17 protein-coding genes are annotated in these 21351 nt (G+C 53.5%); 12 read left to right on the top strand and 5 right to left on the bottom strand.

Annotated elements, in window-relative coordinates; all coding sequences use genetic code 11:
• Nucleotides 1-56 precede the first annotated feature (56 nt).
• The 5 genes from DXU84_RS04765 (at nt 57) to yejF (ending at nt 7412) form a co-directional block, all read left to right on the top strand.
• On the top strand, nt 57-1640 hold the full coding sequence (locus tag DXU84_RS04765; RefSeq protein ID WP_223510120.1) for a cyclic di-GMP phosphodiesterase: 1584 nt from the start codon (nt 57-59) through the stop codon (nt 1638-1640).
• Nucleotides 1641-1834: 194 nt separating this feature from the next.
• Complete coding sequence (locus DXU84_RS04760) at nt 1835-3640, top strand: extracellular solute-binding protein (RefSeq protein WP_013574650.1); 1806 nt, start codon at nt 1835-1837, stop codon at nt 3638-3640.
• 10 nt (nt 3641-3650) lie between these two features.
• On the top strand, nt 3651-4745 hold the full coding sequence (gene yejB / locus DXU84_RS04755) for a microcin C ABC transporter permease YejB (RefSeq protein ID WP_013574649.1): 1095 nt from the start codon (nt 3651-3653) through the stop codon (nt 4743-4745).
• Nucleotides 4745-5788, top strand: coding sequence for an ABC transporter permease (locus tag DXU84_RS04750; protein WP_112151187.1), 1044 nt, complete (start codon nt 4745-4747; stop codon nt 5786-5788). Before yejB ends, DXU84_RS04750 begins: the two co-directional genes overlap by 1 nt.
• Before the next feature lies 1 nt (nt 5789).
• Nucleotides 5790-7412 (top strand): microcin C ABC transporter ATP-binding protein YejF, encoded by a 1623-nt coding sequence (gene yejF, locus DXU84_RS04745; RefSeq protein WP_037036151.1) that lies wholly within the window; start codon nt 5790-5792, stop codon nt 7410-7412.
• Between the two features lie 43 nt (nt 7413-7455).
• Here the strand turns inward: yejF and DXU84_RS04740 are convergent, their stop codons facing one another.
• Nucleotides 7456-7800, bottom strand: a complete 345-nt coding sequence (locus DXU84_RS04740) for a YejG family protein (protein WP_015689537.1) — start codon at nt 7798-7800, stop codon at nt 7456-7458.
• A gap of 676 nt (nt 7801-8476) precedes the next feature.
• On the opposite strand from DXU84_RS04740, the gene DXU84_RS04735 reads away from it, so the two are divergent.
• From DXU84_RS04735 to DXU84_RS04725, 3 genes are read left to right on the top strand one after another with little or no spacing between them, the layout of a single operon-like run.
• Nucleotides 8477-9094, top strand: coding sequence for a sorbitol dehydrogenase family protein (locus DXU84_RS04735; RefSeq protein WP_013574645.1), 618 nt, complete (start codon nt 8477-8479; stop codon nt 9092-9094).
• Nucleotides 9094-10749, top strand: coding sequence for a GMC family oxidoreductase (locus DXU84_RS04730; protein ID WP_112151188.1), 1656 nt, complete (start codon nt 9094-9096; stop codon nt 10747-10749). Before DXU84_RS04735 ends, DXU84_RS04730 begins: the two co-directional genes overlap by 1 nt.
• Complete coding sequence (locus tag DXU84_RS04725) at nt 10746-12149, top strand: cytochrome c (RefSeq protein WP_153374959.1); 1404 nt, start codon at nt 10746-10748, stop codon at nt 12147-12149. Before DXU84_RS04730 ends, DXU84_RS04725 begins: the two co-directional genes overlap by 4 nt.
• Nucleotides 12150-12210: 61 nt before the next feature.
• Here the strand turns inward: DXU84_RS04725 and DXU84_RS04720 are convergent, their stop codons facing one another.
• On the bottom strand, nt 12211-12954 hold the full coding sequence (locus DXU84_RS04720) for an SDR family oxidoreductase (protein ID WP_153374957.1): 744 nt from the start codon (nt 12952-12954) through the stop codon (nt 12211-12213).
• Between the two features lie 8 nt (nt 12955-12962).
• Complete coding sequence (gene idnO, locus DXU84_RS04715) at nt 12963-13727, bottom strand: gluconate 5-dehydrogenase (RefSeq protein ID WP_013574641.1); 765 nt, start codon at nt 13725-13727, stop codon at nt 12963-12965.
• A gap of 205 nt (nt 13728-13932) precedes the next feature.
• Between idnO and DXU84_RS04710 the strand changes: the two genes are divergently transcribed.
• Both DXU84_RS04710 and DXU84_RS04705 read left to right on the top strand, forming a co-directional pair.
• Entirely contained in the window at nt 13933-14916 is a 984-nt protein-coding gene (locus DXU84_RS04710) for a LacI family DNA-binding transcriptional regulator (protein ID WP_013574640.1), read from the top strand.
• A 175-nt stretch (nt 14917-15091) separates the two neighbouring features.
• Nucleotides 15092-16444, top strand: coding sequence for an MFS transporter (locus tag DXU84_RS04705; RefSeq protein WP_153374955.1), 1353 nt, complete (start codon nt 15092-15094; stop codon nt 16442-16444).
• 233 nt (nt 16445-16677) lie between these two features.
• Here the strand turns inward: DXU84_RS04705 and DXU84_RS04700 are convergent, their stop codons facing one another.
• Together DXU84_RS04700 and rsuA are read right to left on the bottom strand one after the other, a co-directional pair.
• Nucleotides 16678-17877 carry a Bcr/CflA family multidrug efflux MFS transporter gene (locus DXU84_RS04700; protein WP_217244215.1) on the bottom strand — a complete coding sequence of 400 codons (1200 nt, stop codon included), beginning with the start codon at nt 17875-17877 and terminating at the stop codon, nt 16678-16680.
• A gap of 27 nt (nt 17878-17904) precedes the next feature.
• Nucleotides 17905-18612, bottom strand: coding sequence for a 16S rRNA pseudouridine(516) synthase RsuA (rsuA, locus tag DXU84_RS04695; RefSeq protein ID WP_013574637.1), 708 nt, complete (start codon nt 18610-18612; stop codon nt 17905-17907).
• A 332-nt stretch (nt 18613-18944) separates the two neighbouring features.
• Between rsuA and DXU84_RS04690 the strand changes: the two genes are divergently transcribed.
• Nucleotides 18945-20708, top strand: a complete 1764-nt coding sequence (locus DXU84_RS04690) for a DEAD/DEAH box helicase (protein WP_370461722.1) — start codon at nt 18945-18947, stop codon at nt 20706-20708.
• A gap of 160 nt (nt 20709-20868) precedes the next feature.
• A complete protein-coding gene (gene rplY, locus DXU84_RS04685) occupies nt 20869-21159 on the top strand; it encodes a 50S ribosomal protein L25 (RefSeq protein WP_013574635.1) in 291 nt (96 codons plus the stop codon).
• The last annotated feature ends 192 nt before the right edge of the window (nt 21160-21351 follow it).

Here is a 21351-nt window from a genome sequence, read left to right as displayed (position 1 = left end):
TTGATTTTTTGACGACGTTATTCTTTTATTTCCTCTGCGCGAAAAGGGCAAAACATATGGGTTTAAAAACGGCGTTAACACACACCGTATTGCCCAAACATCTGTATTTAAAGAGAAGCCTGCTTTTTTCAGCCCTGTTTTTCATTTTATTTATCGCAGTTACCCTCACCGTTATTAAAACCAACAATCTCCGCGAACAAAATGAAATCGCGCAACGAACGGCACAATTTACTGCTGATTATCTGCGCCAGTTAACCGACACGATGCACAGAATCGGACTGCTCACGACAGAACCCTGCCATTCCATTGCCGGGGAATTAAGCCGTGACGTCGCATTCAGCATGGGTGTTCGTGATTTTCAGCTGGTGCGTAATGGCATCGTTTTTTGTTCCTCGGCTTCCGGTAATCAGCACATTCCTGTAAACAGTACCCTGCATGACCTCGAATTTGATAACAACATGAGTATCGGACTGCAGATGGGCACCCCTGCCGTCCCGAACCGCGCGGTGATCCTTATATGGCAGCGTAACCCCGGTGCAACGGACGATGGCGTGATAGCAACGCTGGAACTGACGTTGTCGCCGTATATGCTTTTTGCGCAGCCAGGTTCCGGCTACCGGGGTTTTGCACTGCTGGTGGGAAAGAGCGCACTGATTTCTTCTCAGGCCGGTCTGATCAAGATCAGTGATTTGCCCCGCAGCCATTTTACTCAAGTCAAAATAGATAATTATCCTTTCAGCATTCGTCTCTACTCTCCTTCCCTGACCCGCGATAACATACTCTTTACGTTCTCAGGCGGCCTGCTGCTTAGCCTGCTGGTTTGCGCGCTGATTTACCACAGCCTGCTGAACCGCCATAACGTTGAGCGTGAGGTTCTGCGCGGGCTGAAAAATAAAGAATTCTTTGTTGAATATCAGCCGGTTATCGACTCAAAGAGCCTGAAGGTGACTGGCGTTGAAGCCCTGCTGCGCTGGCAGCACCCCATTGAGGGGCCCATTCCGCCCGATGTTTTTATCAGCTATGCTGAAAATCAGGGGCTTATCGTCGACCTGACTCAACATATGATGGCTCTGGTGGCAGCGGACGCCCATACCTTGCAGCACGCTTTTCCCGGTCCGGGCAAACTCAGTATCAACATTTCTCCTCACCACATGAACAAAATCAGCTTTCATGACGATGTGATGAATTTTATTGAAGCGTTACCTGAGAATGCTTTCCAGGTGGTATTCGAAATTACAGAACGTGGAATGATTGATACACAAGGTGCATTACGGGAATTTAACTGGCTGCGCCGCCATAAGATTGAAATAGCCATTGACGATTTTGGCACCGGCCATAGCGCGCTGATCTATCTTGAGAAGTTCACGCTGGATTATCTGAAAATTGACCGCGGCTTTGTCATGTCGATTGATCAGAACACCCTGATCGCCCCGGTGCTGGATACCGTCCTTAAACTCACGGAAGAACTGAAGATCAAAACCGTAGCCGAAGGCGTCGAAACCCAGATGCAGGCGGAGTATCTGCGCAATCACGGCGTGACCTATTTACAGGGATATCTGTACAGCAAATCGCTCGGTGTTCCTGAGCTGCTGGACTTTATACGTGATTTCAATGAGAAAGAAGCCACCTGGCAGATTTGACCTGCATCAGTCCCGCATCTTTTGTTCCATTTTTCTTTTAGGCGTCTGCATCCGGTTGTGATAAAAAGGCCAAAATCAGGGACGAAACCGAAGAGTCGTGCGTGACAAAATCTTTGCTTTCAATTGATTAATATCGAAATAGCCCGCGGTAATGCCGCATTATGCTGTCGTCATCACAGGAGTGCAGATTCAGGATGTTTTCTCGCGTTTTTGCCGGTGTGCTGTGCCTGCTGAGTCTCAGCGCACAAGCTGAAGTCATACAGGACAGTTACGCGTTCGCCATATTAGGCGAGCCCAAGTATGTCTCAAACTTCACCAGTTTTGACTACGTCAATCCTGCCGCCCCGAAAGGCGGTCAGATCACACTGGCGGCCATTGGTACTTACGACAACTTCAACCGCTTCGCGTCTCGCGGTAATCCGGCTGCGCGCAGCGGCTCGCTTTACGACAGCCTGTTTACCACCTCCAGCGATGAGACTGGCAGTTATTATCCGCTGATCGCCGATTCTGCCCGTTATGACAGCCAGTACCGTTGGGTCGAAGTGGATATCAATCCGCGCGCCCGTTTCAACGACAATACCCCGATTACCGCCAGTGATGTGGCCTTCAGCTTCCGAAAATTCATGACCGAAGGCGTACCGCAATTTCGCGTGGTGTATAAAGGTGTGGAAGTAAAAGCCATTTCGCGCCTGACAGTACGCATGGTGTTGCCGAAAGCGGATAAAGACATGATGCTCGGCCTGCTCGGTTTGCCGATTTTGCCGCAGACATTCTGGGAAAAGCATAAATTCAATGAACCGCTGAGTACACCGCCGCCGGGCAGCGGGCCTTACCGCATCAGCGATTACAAACTCGGTCAGTACATCACCTATTCCCGCGTGCCGGATTACTGGGCGGCCAATTTGCCCGTCAACCGGGGCCGCTATAATTTTGACACCATCCGCTACGACTATTACCTCGACGACAATGTGGCGCTGGAGGCGTTTAAGTCCGGCGCGTTTGATTTCCGCATGGAAACCTCGCCGAAAAATTGGGCGACGCAATATCAGGGCGGTAATTTCAGCAAAAACTTTATCGTTAAAGCTGATGTGGAAAATCAGGCAGCGCAGGATACCCGCTGGCTGGCATTCAATATCCATCGCCCGCAATTCGCCGACCGCAAGGTGCGCGAAGCCATCACTTTGGCTTTTGATTTTGACTGGATGAACAAGGCGCTGTATTTCGGGGCGTATCAGCGGGTGAACAGTTACTTCCAGAATACCGACTACGCGGCAAAAGATTATCCGAACTCCGCAGAACTGGCGTGGCTGGGGCCGCTGAAAGGCCAAGTGCCGCCTGAAGTCTTTAGCGCGCTGTATCAGCCACCCGGCTCTGACGGCACCGGTAATGACCGCGCAAATCTGCTGAAAGCCACCGCATTACTGAAAGAAGCGGGCTGGGAAGTGAAAAATCAGGTGCTGGTGAATGGCAAAACCGGTAAGCCGTTTACCTTCGAGCTGCTGTTACCTGGCGGCGGGAATTCACAGTACGTCTTGCCGTTCCAGCATAATTTACAGCGACTGGGCATTAAGATGTCGATCCGTGAAGTGGATAATTCGCAGTTCGTGCGCCGTATGCGCCAGCGTGATTACGATATGCTGCCGACGGTTTATCCCGCCACGTCGTATCCGAGCAGCGATTTGCAGATTTACTGGAACAGTAAATATCTCGATTCCACCTATAACAAATCAGGTGTCAGCGATCCGGCCATTGACAAGCTGACCGACGAAATCGCCGCCAATCAGGGCAAACCTGATGCCCTGTTGTCGCTGGGCCATGCGCTCGACCGTGTGCTGACGTGGAATATGCTGATGATCCCAATGTGGTATACCCATCACGAGCGCTACGCTTACTGGGATAAATTCTCGATGCCAGCCGTCACCCCATCCAACGGAATGGAACTCGACACATGGTGGTACGACGTTAACCGCGCAGCCCGTTTACCTGCGCAACGCCGCTGAGGAGCATACTGTGGCCGCCTATCTTTTAAGACGACTGCTTCTGGTGATCCCCACGTTGTGGGCGATCATCACCATTAACTTTTTTATTGTGCAGATTGCTCCCGGCGGTCCGGTTGATCAGGCGATTGCCGCTATTGAAATGGGGCAGTCAGGCGGTTTACCGGGTGCCAGCGCGGGCAGCGGAAATGGCAAAGCGTCGCCGGGTTTAGCGCAGTTTGGTGAAGGTCAGTATCGCGGCGCACGGGGCCTGGATCCGGAAGTCATTGCCGAAATCACCCACCGCTTCGGCTTCGATAAACCGCTGCATGTGCGTTATTTCGAGATGTTATCCAACTATGTTCGCTTTAATTTTGGCGACAGTCTGTTCCGCGGCTCATCCGTTATGGGACTGGTGAAAAGCGCGCTGCCGGTTTCCGTTACCATCGGCCTGTGGAGCACGCTGATTATCTACCTGGTGTCGATCCCGCTCGGGATCCGCAAAGCGGTGCGTAACGGCACGAAATTCGATACCTGGAGCAGCTCCGTCATTATTGTCGGTTATGCCGTTCCCTCTTTCCTGTTTGCCATTTTATTGATTGTGCTATTCACCGGCGGCAGTTATCTCGACTGGTTCCCGCTGCGCGGCCTGACGTCGCCGAATTTCGATACCCTGCCGTGGTACGGCAAAGTGACCGATTATCTCTGGCACATCACATTGCCGGTGCTGGCGACGGTGATTGGCGGATTTGCCACGTTGACCATGCTGACTAAAAACTCGTTTATGGATGAAGTAGGCAAGCAATATGTGGTGACCGCGCGCGCCAAAGGGCTGAACGAAAAACAGATTTTGTACCGGCATGTATTTCGCAACGCGATGCTGCTGGTGATCGCCGGTTTCCCTGCCACTTTTATCAGCATGTTTTTCACCGGCTCGTTGCTGATTGAAGTGATGTTCTCCTTACAGGGGTTGGGATTGCTGGGCTACGACGCCATCGTACAGCGCGATTTCCCGGTGATTTTCGGCACGCTGTATGTTTTCACGCTGATTGGATTGCTGCTCAATATCGTCAGCGACATCACTTACACGCTGGTTGACCCGCGTATCGATTTTGAGGGCCGCCAGTAATGAGCCTTTTTAAACTGAACTCCGTCAGTCAGGCGCGCTGGGCGCGTTTTTGCCAGAACCGCCGTGGTTACTGGTCGCTGTGGATTTTCATGGTGATGCTGATCCTGGTGCTGTTATCCAACGTCCTCGCCAACGACAAACCGCTGCTGGCACGTTATCAGGGACATCTCTATGTGCCGTTTCTGGTCAATTACAGCGAAACGACGTTTGGTGGTGAGCTGGAAACGCCAACCGATTATCAGGATCCGTTTGTTGTGCGCCAGATTGAAGACCACGGCTGGGCGATTTGGGCACCGATCCGCAGCAGTTATAACTCCATTAACTTTTCTACCGCGCAGCCCTTCCCTTCACCGCCTTCTTCTCAAAACTGGCTGGGCACCGACAGTAACGGGCATGATGTGCTGGCGCAAATCCTTTACGGGTTGCGGATTTCGCTGTTCTTCGGCGTTCTGCTGACGGCGATGACCTCGGTGATTGGCATGATTGTCGGTGCCACGCAGGGCTATTACGGCGGATTAATCGATTTGCTCGGGCAGCGCTTTATCGAAGTGTGGTCGAGCATTCCCACGCTGTTCCTGATTATTATTCTGGCCAGCGTGGTGCAACCCAACTTCTGGTGGCTGCTGTTGATCACCGTACTTTCCGGCTGGATGATGCTGGTCAGCGTGGTGCGCGCCGAATTCCTGCGTACCCGTAACTTTGATTATATCCGCGCCGCGCAGGCGATGGGCGTCAGCGACCGCGCTATCATGTGGCGTCATATGCTGCCTAATGCGATGGTCGCCACGCTGACCTATCTGCCGTTTATCCTATGCGGCTCGATCACCACACTGACGTCACTGGATTTTCTCGGTTTCGGCCTGCCGCTGGGCTCGCCATCGCTGGGTACACTGCTGATGGAAGGGAAGAATAATTTGCAGGCGCCGTGGCTGGGGATCAGCGCTTTCGTGGTGCTGGCCGCGCTGCTGTCATTATTGATTTTCATTGGTGAAGCCGTTCGCGATGCCTTCAATCCGTCCGCACACCATAATGAGGTGCTCTGAAATGACAGACGCTGCGTTATCCGCCCCGTTACTGCAAATCAAAAATCTCAGCGTCGCATTCCGTCAGGGAAAACAGCAACGTGAAGTGGTCAGCAATGTATCGCTCGATATCCGTGCCGGTGAAACCCTGGCGCTGGTGGGTGAATCCGGCTCCGGCAAAAGCGTCACTGCGCTGTCAGTGTTGCGTCTGCTGCCCTCTTCCGTGGTCTATCCGCAAGGCGACATTCTGTTTGCTGGCCAATCCTTACTGAACGCAGATGCCAGCACATTGCGCCAGATCCGTGGCAACCAGATTTCGATGATATTTCAGGAACCGATGGTGTCGCTAAATCCGCTGCATACCATCGAAAAACAGCTGACTGAAGTGCTGACGCTGCACCGTAATCTTCACGGTGATGCAGCACGCACTGAAATTCTGCGCTGTCTGGATCGCGTGGGTATTCGTCAGGCAGCCTCGCGCCTGCGGGATTTTCCGCACCAGCTTTCCGGCGGTGAACGCCAGCGCGTGATGATTGCCATGGCGGTGCTAACCAGGCCAAAGCTGCTGATTGCCGATGAACCAACCACCGCGCTGGACGTCTCCGTGCAGGCGCAGATTTTATCGCTGCTCGACGAGCTCAAGCAGGAAATGGGGATGGCGATGCTGTTTATCACCCATAACCTGCGCATAGTGCGCCGTCTGGCAGACACCGTAGCAGTCATGCAACACGGGCGCGTCGTGGAGCAGCAATCACGTACCGCACTTTTCAGTCAGCCTCAGCACCCTTATACCCGCCAGCTGTTACAAGCCGAACCACAGGGTCGCCCGCAGCCGCTGACCGGTAAACCGCCTGTTCTGCTGGATGTGAAAAATCTGGATGTCGGTTTTCCCGTCAAACGCGGCCTGCTGCGTCGCACGGTCGGCATCAAACACGCGGTGAATCAGGTCAGTTTCCAGCTTCGCCGGGGGGAAAGTCTCGGTGTGGTGGGCGAGTCTGGTTCAGGCAAAAGCACCACCGGGCTGGCATTGCTGCGTTTGCTCAAATCGCAAGGGGAAATCTGGTTTGACGGCCAGCCACTGCATGCTTTCTCGCGCAAGAAAATGCTGCCGTTCCGCAGCCGGATTCAGGTGGTGTTTCAGGATCCTTTCTCTGCGTTAAATCCGCGCTTTACCGTCGGGCAAATCATCGCTGAAGGTCTGCTGGTGCATCGCAACGTCAGTGAACAGGCGCGCGATAAAGCAGTGATCCGCGCAATGCAGGAAGTGGGGTTGGATCCGCAATCCCGCCACCGCTACCCGACGGAGTTTTCTGGCGGCCAGCGCCAGCGTATCGCGATCGCCCGTGCGTTAATTTTACAACCGGAAATGCTGATCCTGGATGAACCTACGTCGTCGCTGGATAAATCGGTTCAGGCGCAGATTCTGACCATTTTAAGTGAGTTACAGCAACGTCACGGCCTGACATATCTGTTTATCAGTCATGATTTACACGTGGTGCGGGCTTTGTGCCATCAGCTGATGGTGTTGCGAAACGGAGAAGTGGTCGAACAGGGAGAGTGTGAGCAGATTTTTACTGCACCGCAGCAGGCTTATACCCGCGAATTACTGGCCGCGTCAGAGGCTTTCGACACCCACCAGCGCTGAGACGCAGGCAAAACACGCCGGAATGCACCGGGATTGCGGCGTGTCAGAAAGGATAAAGTGCAGTTACAGATTCCGCGATCGCTGCACCGATATTTTTCAGGCAACAGAGCGTGGCACTTTCATCTTCACGATGAACGAATAAACACGGCTCACCGTCGATTTCGACAATCGCCGCTTTTACCTGAATATCTTCTAATGCATCAGTGAGCTGATGCATCACCTGCCAGGCGAATTCGCCCTCATGGCTGAGCAGTTTCAGGCCGATCAGGTTGTTATCTTCATCATTACCAGGCAGCGGAATCGGTTCAACTTTGATACCCGCAAAACCTGACAACCAGCGATAACTTTGCGGCAAACGATGTACTACCGAAAGTTGGATATTATTCACGTCGTTCCCCAGACAATGATACATGCAAATTATTTACACGCTGTTTTTACAAAATAGCTACAACCACACTGCTTAAGTTATAGCCGACAGGCTGCTCTTTGCCTACTCTTCGTTCAAATTATTAACATTGAATTAACGTAATAGGATACAAATTGACAGACTGTTGCTAATTTTATGTCTGCTCCCGACCATATTGAGAGGCAGATCTCATTTTGGCTTATTTGTAACCTTTTACGCCTTTATTAACAACCACTTTAATCAATTGTCGCTACCTTTCGATCCTTATTTTTTTACATTTAATATACAAATCAAACTACGTAAACATGACTAATTCCGCACTAAAATGATTATTATCAACAGGATAGTTAAGTCAGAGGAGTTAAGAATGATGCGGTATCGGTTAATTTCATTTTGAAATGAACCTGTTGGTTACATTTTTTATCGTCGCGCATCATACGTTAAAATCTGGATCTAATGTTAATAAATCCGCACAATTTGTTTGCACAAATCCCTCTTCTCTGGCTTATCATCCGCATCGTTATAAGTGGTATACCCTATCGGGACAGACATCGGCAAAACTAACCCGCTGATAAATCTCGTATTACGCAAATTATAATAAGAATCAGACAGCGAACTCCCTGCCTTTTGGCAAAAACCCATTCCCAGAGAGAAAGAGATGGAAAACGATCCTTCAATCATTGGAAGCAACACACCCGAAAATGGAACCGGTTTCAGTCGTCGTGAACTCCTCAAAGGCCTGACGTCTGCGATGGTGGCAACTACCCTGCTCGGCTTCCCGTTCCTGAGCCAGGCGGAGAAAGAAACCGCCACGCAAGATCCGGTTATCTTCGGCCAGTTCTACCTGGTATCGCAGGCTATCACTGAACATAAAAATATCAGCGAAGGCTCTTCCGCACAGATTTTCAACGCATTCTATCGCTCACAACCCGACTTCCCTGCGCAGGTCAGCAAACTACACGCGCTGGTGAAACCCGGTCAGGCAGCGAAGGATTTGCAGGAAGTGGCAAAGCAAAACGGTTTGGGTGAACTGGTGACCCGCATCGTCACCGCCTGGTATACTGGCACGGTTGGACATGGAACCGATTCCATTTTAATTGCATACAAAGATGCGCTGATGTATCGCCCGGTCAGTGACGGCCTGATTGTGCCCACTTACTGCGGAAACGGTCCGCTGTACTTCATCGCCGCACCTCCCGCCGCTGCGATGCCTGAATCCATGAATGCTGATCGTTTTACTAATCCTTCTGAAACACATGTTGTGAGCAAAGCCTGATGAAAAAACCAGAATTTACGGCAGACGGCGATGCGTCTGCTGATGTGATTGTTGTCGGTTCCGGTATCGTGGGCGGCATGATTGCCGATCAGCTGGTCAGCCAGGGATATTCCGTTCTGGTGCTGGAAGCAGGTTTGCGCATTGAGCGCGCGCAGGCCGTTGAAAACTGGCGCAACATGCCTTTCGAAAACCGCGCTGGCTCTGACTTCCAGGGGCTTTACCCGCAGTCTGAAAAAGCCCCCGCACCGCTGTACTTCCCGGAAAATAACTACGTCCATCTGACCGGGCCGAGCGCAAGCAGCTTCAAACAAGGTTATCTGCGCACCGTCGGCGGCACCACCTGGCACTGGGCAGCATCCTGCTGGCGTCACGTTCCCAACGATTTCAAAATGAAAACGTTGTACGGCGTGGGCCGCGACTGGCCAATTTCCTATGATGAACTCGAACCTTATTACTGCCGTGCTGAAGAAGAAATCGGCGTAGCCGGTCCGAATGACCCTGAGTTGCAGTCGCCTTCTGAGCGCAGCAAACCCTATCCGATGGAACAGGTGCCTTACGGTTACGGCGACACCCGTTTTGCTGAAATCGTTAACCCGCACGGTTACCGTTCCGTGCCAATTCCGCAGGGTCGCAGTACGCGTCCGTGGAATGGCCGCCCGACCTGTTGTGGCAACAACAACTGCCAGCCAATCTGCCCGATTGGTGCGATGTATAACGGAATTGCGCACGTCGAACGCGCTGAGAACAAAGGTGCCGTGGTACTGGCTGAAGCGGTGGTCTACAAAATTGACACGGATGAAAACAACAATGTGACCGCCGTTCACTGGCTGGATAATCAGAAGAAATCGCATAAAGCGACCGGTAAAGTGTTCGCGCTGGCCTGTAACGGCATCGAGACGCCACGCCTGTTGCTGATGGCCGCAAACGAAAAAAATCCAAACGGTATCGCCAATTCGTCTGATCATGTTGGTCGTAACATGATGGATCACTCCGGTTTCCACTGCACGTTTATCGCCAAAGAGCCGCTGTGGATCGGTCGTGGTCCGGCGCAGAGCAGTTGTCTGGTCGGCCCGCGCGATGGCGATTTCCGCAAAGACTATTCTGCCAACAAAATGATCCTCAACAACATCAGCCGCGTGATCCCTGCGACCTCTAAAGCGTTGCAGATGGGGCTGGTGGGCAAAGAGCTGGATGAGGAAATCCGCCGCCGTTCCATCTTTGGCGTGGATTTGTCCATCAGCCTGGAACCGCTGCCGGATCCGAATAACCGCCTGACACTCAGCACCACCCGTAAAGATCCACACGGTTTGCCGTGCCCGGATATTCACTACGATGTCGGGGATTACGTGCGCAAAGGCGCGGAAGCGGCTCACAAGCAGCTTGAGCACATCGGTTCCCTGTTCATGGCAGAAGAATTCAATATCACCACCAGCCTGAACGCCAACAACCACATCATGGGCGGCACCATCATGGGCAGTGATCCGAAAGATTCTGTAGTCAACGGCGAATGCCGCGCACACGACCACGCTAACCTGTGGTTGCCGGGCGGCGGCGCGATCCCGTCCTCCAGCGTGGTGAACAGTACGCTGACTATGGCCGCACTCGGCCTGAAAGCCGCCGATGATATGGCGAAAAAACTGGCAGGTGCCGCATGAAGAAACTTCTCACCGCCTGCCTGCTGAGCGCATCGCTAAGCGGATTCGCCTTCGCTGCGGACAATCAGGCTGAACTGATCCGTCAGGGGCAAGAAGTGGCGACAGCCGCCGACTGTCAGGCCTGTCATACTGCCCCGGAAGGCGGTAAAGCGTTTGCCGGTGGTTATGAAATCCATTCACCGATGGGCACGATTTACACCACCAACATCACACCGTCGAAACAGTTCGGTATCGGTAATTACACCGAAGCACAGTTCACCCGCGCGGTGCGGGAAGGTGTTCGCCCTGACGGTGCCAATCTGTATCCGGCCATGCCTTACACTTCCTACAGTCATATGAGCGATGCCGACATGCATGCGCTGTATGTCTATTTCAAAGAGGGTGTGAAGCCGGTCGAACAACCGAATGTTGAAACTGCCCTGCCGTTCCCGTTCAACATGCGTATTGCGATGGCGGGCTGGAACATGATGTATCTCGACAGCACGCCGTTTAAGCCGGATCCGTCGAAAAGTGAACAATGGAACCGCGGTGCGTATCTGGTCAACGGTGCCGGTCACTGTGATACCTGTCATACGCCACGTAACCTGATGATGGGTTCTGTGACCGATAAACCGCTGGCAGGCGGCATGGTCGGCCCGTGGTATGCCCCGAATATCAGCTCGGATCCGGTCAGTGGTATTGGTAACTGGTCGCAACCTCAGCTGGTGGAATACCTGAAAACGGGCCGCACCGCCGGGAAAAACCAGGCAGCGGGCGGTATGGCGGAAGCGGTTCAAAACAGTCTGCAATACATGTCTGACAGTGACCTGAACGCGATTGCTTTCTACCTGAAAAACAGCCCGCCGGTGCGTGACCCGCGTGATACGCAGGCGGCGGACACCTTCGGTAAACCGGTGAACGTGGAAGAAGGTTTACGCGGCGCGCACCCGTTTAATGCGAACAAAACCATCGACAACGGTGCGGCACTGTTCAGCGGTTATTGCGCCAGTTGCCACCAGCCGGACGGTTCTGGCAGCGAAAATCAGGCATATCCGTCGCTGTTCAACAATACCGCCACCGGCATGGGTAATGCGTCTAATCTGATTTCCGCCATTCTTTACGGCGTGGATCGTCAGGTCGGCGACCATCACGTACTGATGCCGAAATTTGGCGTGGGCTCGTATGTCGGTCAGTTAGATGATCAGCAGATTGCTGACATCTCCAACTACGTGCTGAAAAACTACGGCAATGCGACCATTCAGGTCAGCGCACATGATGTCGCGGTGTTACGCGCAGGCGGTCCGGTGACATTACTGGCGAAACTGCAACCGTTTATGGCTCCTGCAATGGTGGCTGGCGTGGTTGTTCTGCTGGTGCTGATTTTCTGGCTTGGCCGGAAACGCAAAACCAAAGCAGCGTAATCCGTACACTGAAATGCAAAACGGCCCTGTTTGGGCCGTTTTTTATATGCGGATCTGAAAACTAACCGCGCCCGACCAGCGGCATGGCGCTCGCCATTACGGTCATGGTCAGCACGTTAGTGTCGAGCGGTAAACCGGCCATAAACGCCACCGCCTCACCGACGCGCTCCACCGGGATCATCGGTTCCTCAGCGATATGTCCGTCCGCCTGCATTCTGCCTGCCAGCGCTTTATTGCCCATATCCGTCGCCGCATTGCCGACATCGATTTGCCCGCAGGCAATGTTGAACGCGCGACCATCGAGCGCGGTGGATTTGGTCAGTCCGGTAATCGCGTGCTTGCTGGCGGTGTACGGCGCAGAATTCGGGCGCGGCGACTGCGCCGAAATCGAACCGTTGTTGATGATACGTCCGCCTTGCGGCGTTTGTTGTTTCATCAGTTTTACCGCCGCCTGCGTACACAAAAAAGCGCCGGTGAGATTGGTATTGATCACCGACAGCCAGTCTTCCACCGGCAGTTGTTCGATCGGCACATCCTTCACGTTATTACCGGCGTTATTGAACAGCAAATCCAGACGTCCGAAGGTTTCGTGAATATCCTGAAACAGCGCGGCGACTGACTGCGGGCTGGTCACATCCAGCTGGCGCGCCACCGCCTGTCCCGGCGCAAACAGCGCAACGGCCCGCTCCAGCTTTTCTTTGTTTCGTCCGGCCAGAATCACGGTAAATCCAGTCGCTTCCAGCGCTTTCGCAGCGCTCAGACCGATACCGCTGCCCCCGCCAGTGATTAATGCGATTTTGTTCATTGAGCCTCCTATACCGCAGCTAACATGCCGCCATCGATAAATAAAAGATGACCATTCACAAAATCTGACGCCTTTGAAGATAAGTACACTGCGCCGCCCACCAGCTCTTCAGGATTGCCCCAGCGTGCAGCCGGCGTGCGTTTACACAGCCATTCGGAGAACTCTTTGTTATCGACCAGCGCCTGGGTCATGTCAGTTTTGAAATAGCCCGGCGCGATGCCGTTCACCTGAATATTGTAACGTGCCAGTTCAACGCACATGCCACGGGTCAGCATTTTTACTGCCCCTTTTGAGGCGGCATACGGCGTGATGGTGTCGCGGCCCAGCTCGCTTTGCATGGAACCGATATTGATAATTTTGCCGCGCTCACGTTGGATCATGTAACGCGCCACCGCCTGCGATACCAGGAACACAGATTTCTGGTTTACGGCAATCACGTCGTCCCAGTCTTTTTCCGGAAACTCGGTGAATTTATGGCGGCGCTGGATACCGGCGTTATTCACCAGCACATCAATCGGCCCGATGGTGCTTTCGATATGGTCAATCGCCTGATTCACCGCCTGACTGCGAGTGACATCAAACGACACGGCATGGGCGATAAAGCCTTCTGCACGCAGGGCTTCGGCCGCTTTTTGCGTGGATTCCTGTTGTGTACCGTTAACGATAATTTCCGCGCCATGCTGCGCCAGCCCTTTCGCCAGCAGGAAACCCAGACCGCGCGTCGAGCCGGTAATCAGAATCTTTTTATTGTCCAGTGAGAAGAGATTTGTCATGACGTTGGCCTTATTGAACGCTGATTTAAAAAATTAGCTTCACTACACCGGTTTACCCCGCGCTAAACTGTGATGCAGATCACCTGATGGAATGTTAAAAAACCCTGTTACTCCGGGTGTGATCATCATCATTTTGATAACAATCTCCGGCGCTTTCTGTTTCAATAACAAGGTATATTTGCAGGCCCAATCAGGAAAACTCCGCATGAGAAACCAGCGCGTGACACTACAGGACATCGCCCAACTGGCGGATGTCACGAAGATGACGGTGAGCCGTTTTCTGCGCACGCCGGAAAAGGTGTCTCCTGAAACCCGCGAACGCATCACGAAGGTGATGGAAGAAGTGGGATATCCGCTGGAAGAAGCCCGCGGACCGGCCAAAGCGCCGCGTATCGGCATTTTAGTGCCGTCATTTAACAACCAGATTTTCTCCGACTTACTGGCGGGCATTGAGTCGGTCACTTCCGCGCAGGGCTTTCAGACGCTGGTCGTCAATTACGATTACAGCAAAGAGCGCGAGGAAGAACACATCATTAATCTGCTCGGTTATCAGCTTGCCGGACTGATCCTCACGGATTCCGTGCATACCCTGAAAGCCGATAAGTATCTGAATGCCGCAGAAATTCCTGTTGCGCAGGTGATGGATCTCGACGATCCGCACGGGCGTATTGCCGTCGGTTTTGATAACCAGCAGGCCGGTTACGATATGGCGAATACGTTGCTCGCCAGCGGCAAAGAACATGTGGTGTATTTCGGTTCGATGTCGGATGCCCGCGACCAGAAGCGTTATCAGGGTTACAGCCGCGCAATGGATGAACGCGGGCTGACGCCGGTGCATATCACGCCTAATAAAGTGTCGTCGGTATCTATCGGTGCGGGCATGCTGGCCATGGCGCGTCAGTTATATCCGCAGACCAACGCTATTTTGTGTACCAATGACGATATTGCCGTCGGCGTGTTACAAGAATGTATCAAACAGGGGATCCGCGTCCCGCAGGATATGGCAATTTCCGGTTTCCACGGGCTGGATATCGGCCTCGCCACTACACCATTATTAGCCAGCGTGATCACCCCGCGCTTTGAGATGGGGAAAGTGGTGGCAGAGATATTGCTCAAAAAAATCAGGAACCTGCCGACGATCGAAAGGGTGGATTTGCATTACCGTATTTCCCTCGGCGGCACCATTTAATCCTCCTTTCCCGTCCATTTCTCCCCCTTCGTCCTGCACGCCAACTCCGGTGCAGGATCACGTAAGTGGTAACACCTTTTCTTAACATAATTCAACGTGACTCCTGTCACGAAATACTTTCCTCAAAATGCTTTTATTAAGCCATCACCGGTTACAGGCACACAGAGGAAAGAATATGGATAATAAGATTCCTAAGGCTCGCTGGCTTCGAGTAATAACGCCAATCCTTATCGCTTGCATTATTTCCTTCATGGACAGGGTCAATATTAGTTTCGCCATGCCCGGCGGGATGGACGCGGAATTAGGGATTACCGCTTCAATGGCCGGTCTGGCCGCCGGTATCTTCTTTATCGGCTATTTATTCCTGCAGGTGCCGGGCGGCAGCCTGGCGGTACACGGCAGCGGACGGAAATTCATTGCCTGCTCATTGATTGCCTGGGCGGTGATCTCCATCCTGACCGGCTTTATCACCAATCAGTATCAGCTGTTGTTCCTGCGCTTTGCGCTGGGTGTGGCAGAAGGCGGGATGCTGCCGGTGGTGCTGACGATGGTCAGCAACTGGTTCCCTGATAAAGAACGTGGCCGCGCCAATGCTTACGTGCTGATGTTCGCGCCGCTCGGCGGGATGATCACCGCGCCGTTGTCCGGCTTGATTCTTGATACGCTCGACTGGCGCTGGTTGTTCATCATCGAAGGGGCATTATCTTTCGTGGTGATGATTTTCTGGTGGTTCACCATCAGCGACCGTCCGGAAGAAGCGAAATGGCTGTCAGAGCGTGAACGCGACTATCTGGTGACGGAACTGAACCGCGAACGCGAAGCCCTGAAAGCCCTGGCGCCGGTAAACAATGCGCCGCTGAAAGAGGTGTTCCGTAACAAGTCTATCGTCAAACTGATCATCATTAACTTCTTCTATCAGACCGGGATTTACGGCTATACCTTGTGGCTGCCGACCATCCTGAAAAACCTGACCGGCGGTGACATGAGTTCGGTGGGTATGCTGGCGATTATCCCTTACGTCGGCACCATGCTGGGGATCCTGGCGATGTCAGTGCTGTCGGATAAAACCGGTAAGCGTCGTATGTTTATCGCCCTGCCGCTGTGTGGTTTCGCAGCTTGTCTGGCGGCCTCTGTCGCATTTGGCCATAACATCATGGCGGCCTACGGTTTCCTGGTCGGTGCCGGTTTCTTCCTGCAAGCCGCCACCAGCGCCTTCTGGACCATTCCGGGTAAAGTCACCACGCCGGAAGTGGCAGGCAGCGCACGGGGTGTGATCAACGGTCTGGGGAATCTGGGCGGTTTCTGCGGTCCGTATCTGGTCGGCGTGCTGGTCAGTCTCTACGGCCAGAGCACCGCGATTTATGCCCTGGTGGCCTCATTACTGATTGCCGCGGCAGTCACCACGTTGCTGCCAAAAGAGTGCGATATGGCGCTGGTGCCGGGTGCGAAAGCCAAAGCCATGGCGGATGAATACGCCCGTGCCAAAGCCGCGCGCAGGGTTCAGGGAGTGAAAGCAGAAGTGGTTTAATGATCCAAAACGGTGCTGGTTTAGCTCCTCCCCCTGCGAAGGGGGAGGTTGGGAGGGGGTTTTAAAGGCTAACCCCTTGTTAAAGAAAACGTTAGCTTTCTGATTTTGACCTTAATACCCCACCCCAACCCTCCCCTTCGCAGGGGAGGGAGCAGACCGAATTCCTGCTTCGACATCTGTAAAATCAGCAGGCCAACCGGACTTTGCTCCTCCCCCTGCGAAGGGGGAGGAAGTTATGCAGATACTGCTTTCGCCGGACGGCTGGCGTAGAGATACAGCAAGGTGGCGGCCAGGACACAGAACGCCATTGAACCGACCATCGGCCAGGCGCTTTTCGCCGTAAACAGTGACAGCACAGAACCAATCGCCGCACCGGTTCCGAAACGAATCGTCCCCGCCAGTGAAGCGGCTGTACCGGCCATGTGCGGGAAGTCATCCATAATGACGGCCATGGCGTTAGACGTCACCATCGCAATCACACCGACATACCCCGCCACACCGATCACCATCGCCCAGAATGGCAATCCGAAGGTACACACAATCACCAGCCACATCCCCATCGTCAGTTGCACAAACAACCCGAAGCGGAACATTTTCACCGCGCCCGTACGGCGCACGTTACGGCTGTTGATGAGTGTCAGAATGACCAGTGCGACGATGTTCAGCGCAAAGTAAAAGCCGAAGTTCTGCGGCGAAACGCCATTAAGTTCGATGTAAACAAACGGACCGGCGCTGAGGAAAGAGAACATCCCGGCAAATGAGAAACCACTCGCCAGCATATAACTGAGCACACGTTTGTGACGGAACAGGGACGCAAAGTTACCGACGCTGGTACGCAGATGAAATTTCTGCCGTCGTTCCTTGGGCAGTGTCTCTTTGATATAGACGCCCACCAGCGTCGCGGCAATCAGCGCGGCGATGGCCATTGCCCAGAAAATCGCGTGCCAGCTGAATATGGCCATCAGCAAACCACCGAGCATCGGTGCCAGCAGCGGCGCAACCGTCATCACCAGCACCACAAAAGACATCATTCGCGAGAATTCATCTTTGGTGAACATATCGCGCATCAGCGCATTGATGACCACACTTGCGGCAGCGGCTGCCAGACCGTGCAGGAAACGCATCCAGACCAGTTGCTCGACCGACTGCGCCAGCGCACAGGCACCGGCCGCGACGGCAAAGATCATCACGCCCCAGAAGATAACCGGCTTACGCCCGAGGCTGTCCGCCATCGGTCCGTAAAACAGCTGCCCTATTGCAAAACCCAGCACGTAAGCGCTGAGCGTCATTTGCACGCTGCCCGCCGGAACGCCATATTCCTGTGCGATCACGGGCATACTTGGCAGATACATATCGATGGCCAGAGGCATCAGCATCGATATCAATCCCAGGATGAAAATCAGTCCGACGTGGGAGACCGGTTTTTCTTGCACTTTCAGCTGCTCCAGTTATCGAAAAAACTATCGCGAAGGAACGCCAACGCTGGCCACTTCCTGCTCAGTTAACGGACGGTACTGACCCGGTTCTAAATCTTCATCCATCACAATCTCGCCGATACGTTCACGGTGCAACGCAACCACACGGTTACCGACGGCGGCAAACATGCGTTTTACCTGATGGTAACGGCCTTCGCTGAGGGTGAGACGCACCAGACAGTCTTCGATTTTTTCGAGCTGTGCCGGTTTGGTCAGGGAATCTTCGTTATGCAACTGCACACCGGCCTCAAACTGCGCAGCGGTGTCGTCAGCCAGCGGATGTTCGAGCGTCACCAGATAGGTTTTTTCGCAGTGATGACGCGGCGAGGTGATGCGGTGTGACCACTGACCGTCGTCGGTCATCAGCACCAGACCGGTGGTGTCGATATCCAGACGCCCCGCGGCATGCAGTTTGTAGGCAACGGGTTCTTCGAGGAAATACAGCACGGTCGGGTGATCCGGATCATCGGTAGAACACACGTATCCCTGCGGTTTGTTGAGCATGAAATAACGCGGGCCGGTGATTTGATCCAGCACATTGCCATCAAACTCGACGCGTTGTTCAGGGCTGATTTTCATTGAGCCGGTTTTGACGATTTCACCGTCTACGGTGACACGTTTGTTACGCAGTTCGCGCAAAACCAGCGCGCGGCTTACGCCTAATTGCTGAGAGAGAAACTTGTCCAGACGCATTGGATCGACTTGCCTTCATGGCGATCTGAGTGATCGCGTTACTGATAAAACACAAGACCCCGCCGTCGCAATACAGCAACTGACAGGGTTCAGGGTTGTTCGGTTCGTAATAATTGCAAAGAGTTATTATTACTTCGGGGGGGCAGAAATACTGCCGCATTGAGCGCATTAGTATAGCCGTGCATCCTGCAAGGAAGAAGGAAAATAAGCAGGCTAAACATTCACAGCGGGCGATTTCTTTGCTCATCGCCATCAGCCGGATTTCTTGGCATACTGCATTACTGTTTTTATAAACAGGTAAGTTAACTCAATAACGAACAGGTGATCATCGCGTGACTGTTTTTACCCTCCGCCCTTACCAGCAAGATGCCGTGGATGCCACGCTGCGTCATTTTCGCCAGCACGACGAACCGGCTGTGATTGTGCTGCCGACCGGCGCGGGAAAAAGTCTGGTGATTGCCGAACTGGCGCGCGTTGCCCGCGGGCGTGTGCTGGTGCTCGCCCACGTCAAAGAACTGGTGGCGCAAAACCACAGCAAATACCTTTCTTACGGGCTGGAAGCCGATATCTTCGCCGCAGGCCTTAATCTCAAGCAAAGCAGCGGCAAAGTGGTATTTGGCAGCGTGCAGTCCGTCGCGCCTAACCTGTCGGAGTTCAGCGGTGAGTTTTCCCTGCTGATTGTCGATGAATGCCACCGTATCTCCGACGATGACAACAGTCAGTATCAGCAAATCATCGGCCATCTCAAAGCACAAAACCCGCGCCTGCGGCTGCTCGGCCTGACCGCCACGCCCTACCGTTTGGGCAAGGGCTGGATTTATCAGTATCACCATCAGGGCATTGTACGCGGCGATGCCAACAGCCTGTTCCGCGACTGCATCTATGAACTGCCATTGCGTTACATGATTAAAAACGGCTTTCTGGTACCGCCGGAACGGCTCGATATGCCGGTAGTCAGTTACGATTTCAGCCGCCTGCAGGCCAGCAGTAATGGTCTGTTCAGTGAAGCCGATCTGAATGACGAACTGCGCCAGCAAAAGCGCATCACGCCGCACATCATCAGCCAGATTATTGAGTTCGCACAGGACCGCAAAGGGGTGATGATTTTTGCCTCGACGGTGGAACACGCCGGTGAAATTTTCGGTCTGCTGCCGAAAGGCGAAGCGGCGCTGATCAGCGCACAAACACACGCGGTGGAACGGGACAGGCTGATTACCGCGTTTAAAGCGCAGCAGTTACGCTATCTGGTGAATGTATCGGTGCTGACCACCGGCTTTGACGCACCGCATGTGGATCTTATCGCCATCCTGCGCCCGACCGAATCCGTCAGTCTGTATCAGCAAATTGTCGGACGCGGGCTGCGGCTCGCACCGGGCAAAACGGATTGCCTGATCCTCGATTACGCCGGAAACCCGCATGACCTGTTTACGCCGGAAGTCGGCAGCCATAAACCGGCGGGCGATAACAAACCGGTGCAGGTGTTCTGCCCGGCCTGCGGTTTCGCCAATATTTTCTGGGGAAAAACCACCGAAGACGGCACAGTCATCGAGCATTTTGGCCGTCGCTGTCAGGGCGTGCTGGAAGATGATGAAGGCAATCGCGAGCAATGTGATTTCCGCTTTCGCTTTAAAAGCTGTCCGCACTGTGGCGCCGAGAACGATATCGCCGCACGGCGTTGTCATCAGTGTCAGGAAATTCTGGTCGATCCCGATGATATGCTGAAAGCCGCGCTGCGCCTGAAAGATGCACTGGTGCTGCGCTGTGGTGGTATGAATCTGAAAAACGGGCGCGACGACAAAGGCGAATGGCTGAAGATTACTTATTACGATGAAGACGGTGCTGACGTTTCCGAGCGCTTTCGCCTGACGACGCCTGCCCAGCGCATGGCGTTTCTGCATAACTTCCTGCGTCCGCACCAGCGCGCGCCGGGCGTACCGCTGGAATGGAATACCGCCGCGGATATCGTCGCGCAGCAGATTTTATTGCGTCATCCGGATTTTGTGGTGGCGCGCATGAAAGGCCAGTTCTGGCAGGTGCGGGAAAAAATGTTTGATTATGAAGGCCGCTACCGGCGCGCTAACGAACTGCGCGGGTAACAGGGATGACCAAATCGGTAATTATTCATTGTTGCTGCGCGCCGACTCCGGTATCATACCGCCCGCTTTCGCCTTGTGTGAAAGCCGCAGTACTCAACTCGTCACTCGGTCGCAGGTGGCGGGGCACATTTTAGAAGTAGTTCTAATCGAGAAACATACAATGATCACTATCAATGTAGAAGTACGTCCACAGGACGAGCAGGGCAAAGGTGCGAGCCGCCGCCTGCGTACAGCAAACAAATTCCCAGCTATCGTTTACGGTGGCTCAGCTGCTCCGGTTTCTATCAAACTGGACCACGATTCTGTCAAGAATCTGGAAGTTAAAGCGGAGTTCTACTCTGAAGCAATTACTCTGGTTATCGACGGTAAAGAAACCAAAGTTAAAGTTCAGGCTGTACAGCGTCACCCGTTCAAGCCAAAACTGGCTCACATCGACTTCGTTCGCGTTTAATCGCTGACTGAGTTGTTGCGCATCGGGACGCCGTGCGAGAACAAATAAAAAACGCCGCTTATGCGGCGTTTTTTATTGCCTAAAATCCGCTCATACCCTAAATAATTCAGGTTGCAGGAAGACGGCAAGTTCGTGAATCCCCGGGAGCTTAGATAGCTAAGTGACCGGGGTGAGCGAACGCAGCCAACGCAT

The sequence above is a fragment of the Rahnella sp. RcJ3 genome, assembly GCF_009498575.1.
Taxonomy (GTDB): Bacteria; Pseudomonadota; Gammaproteobacteria; order Enterobacterales; family Enterobacteriaceae; genus Rahnella; species Rahnella aceris.
Note: the sequence above shows the minus strand (reverse complement) of the source record. Positions and strands in the feature narration are given on the sequence as shown.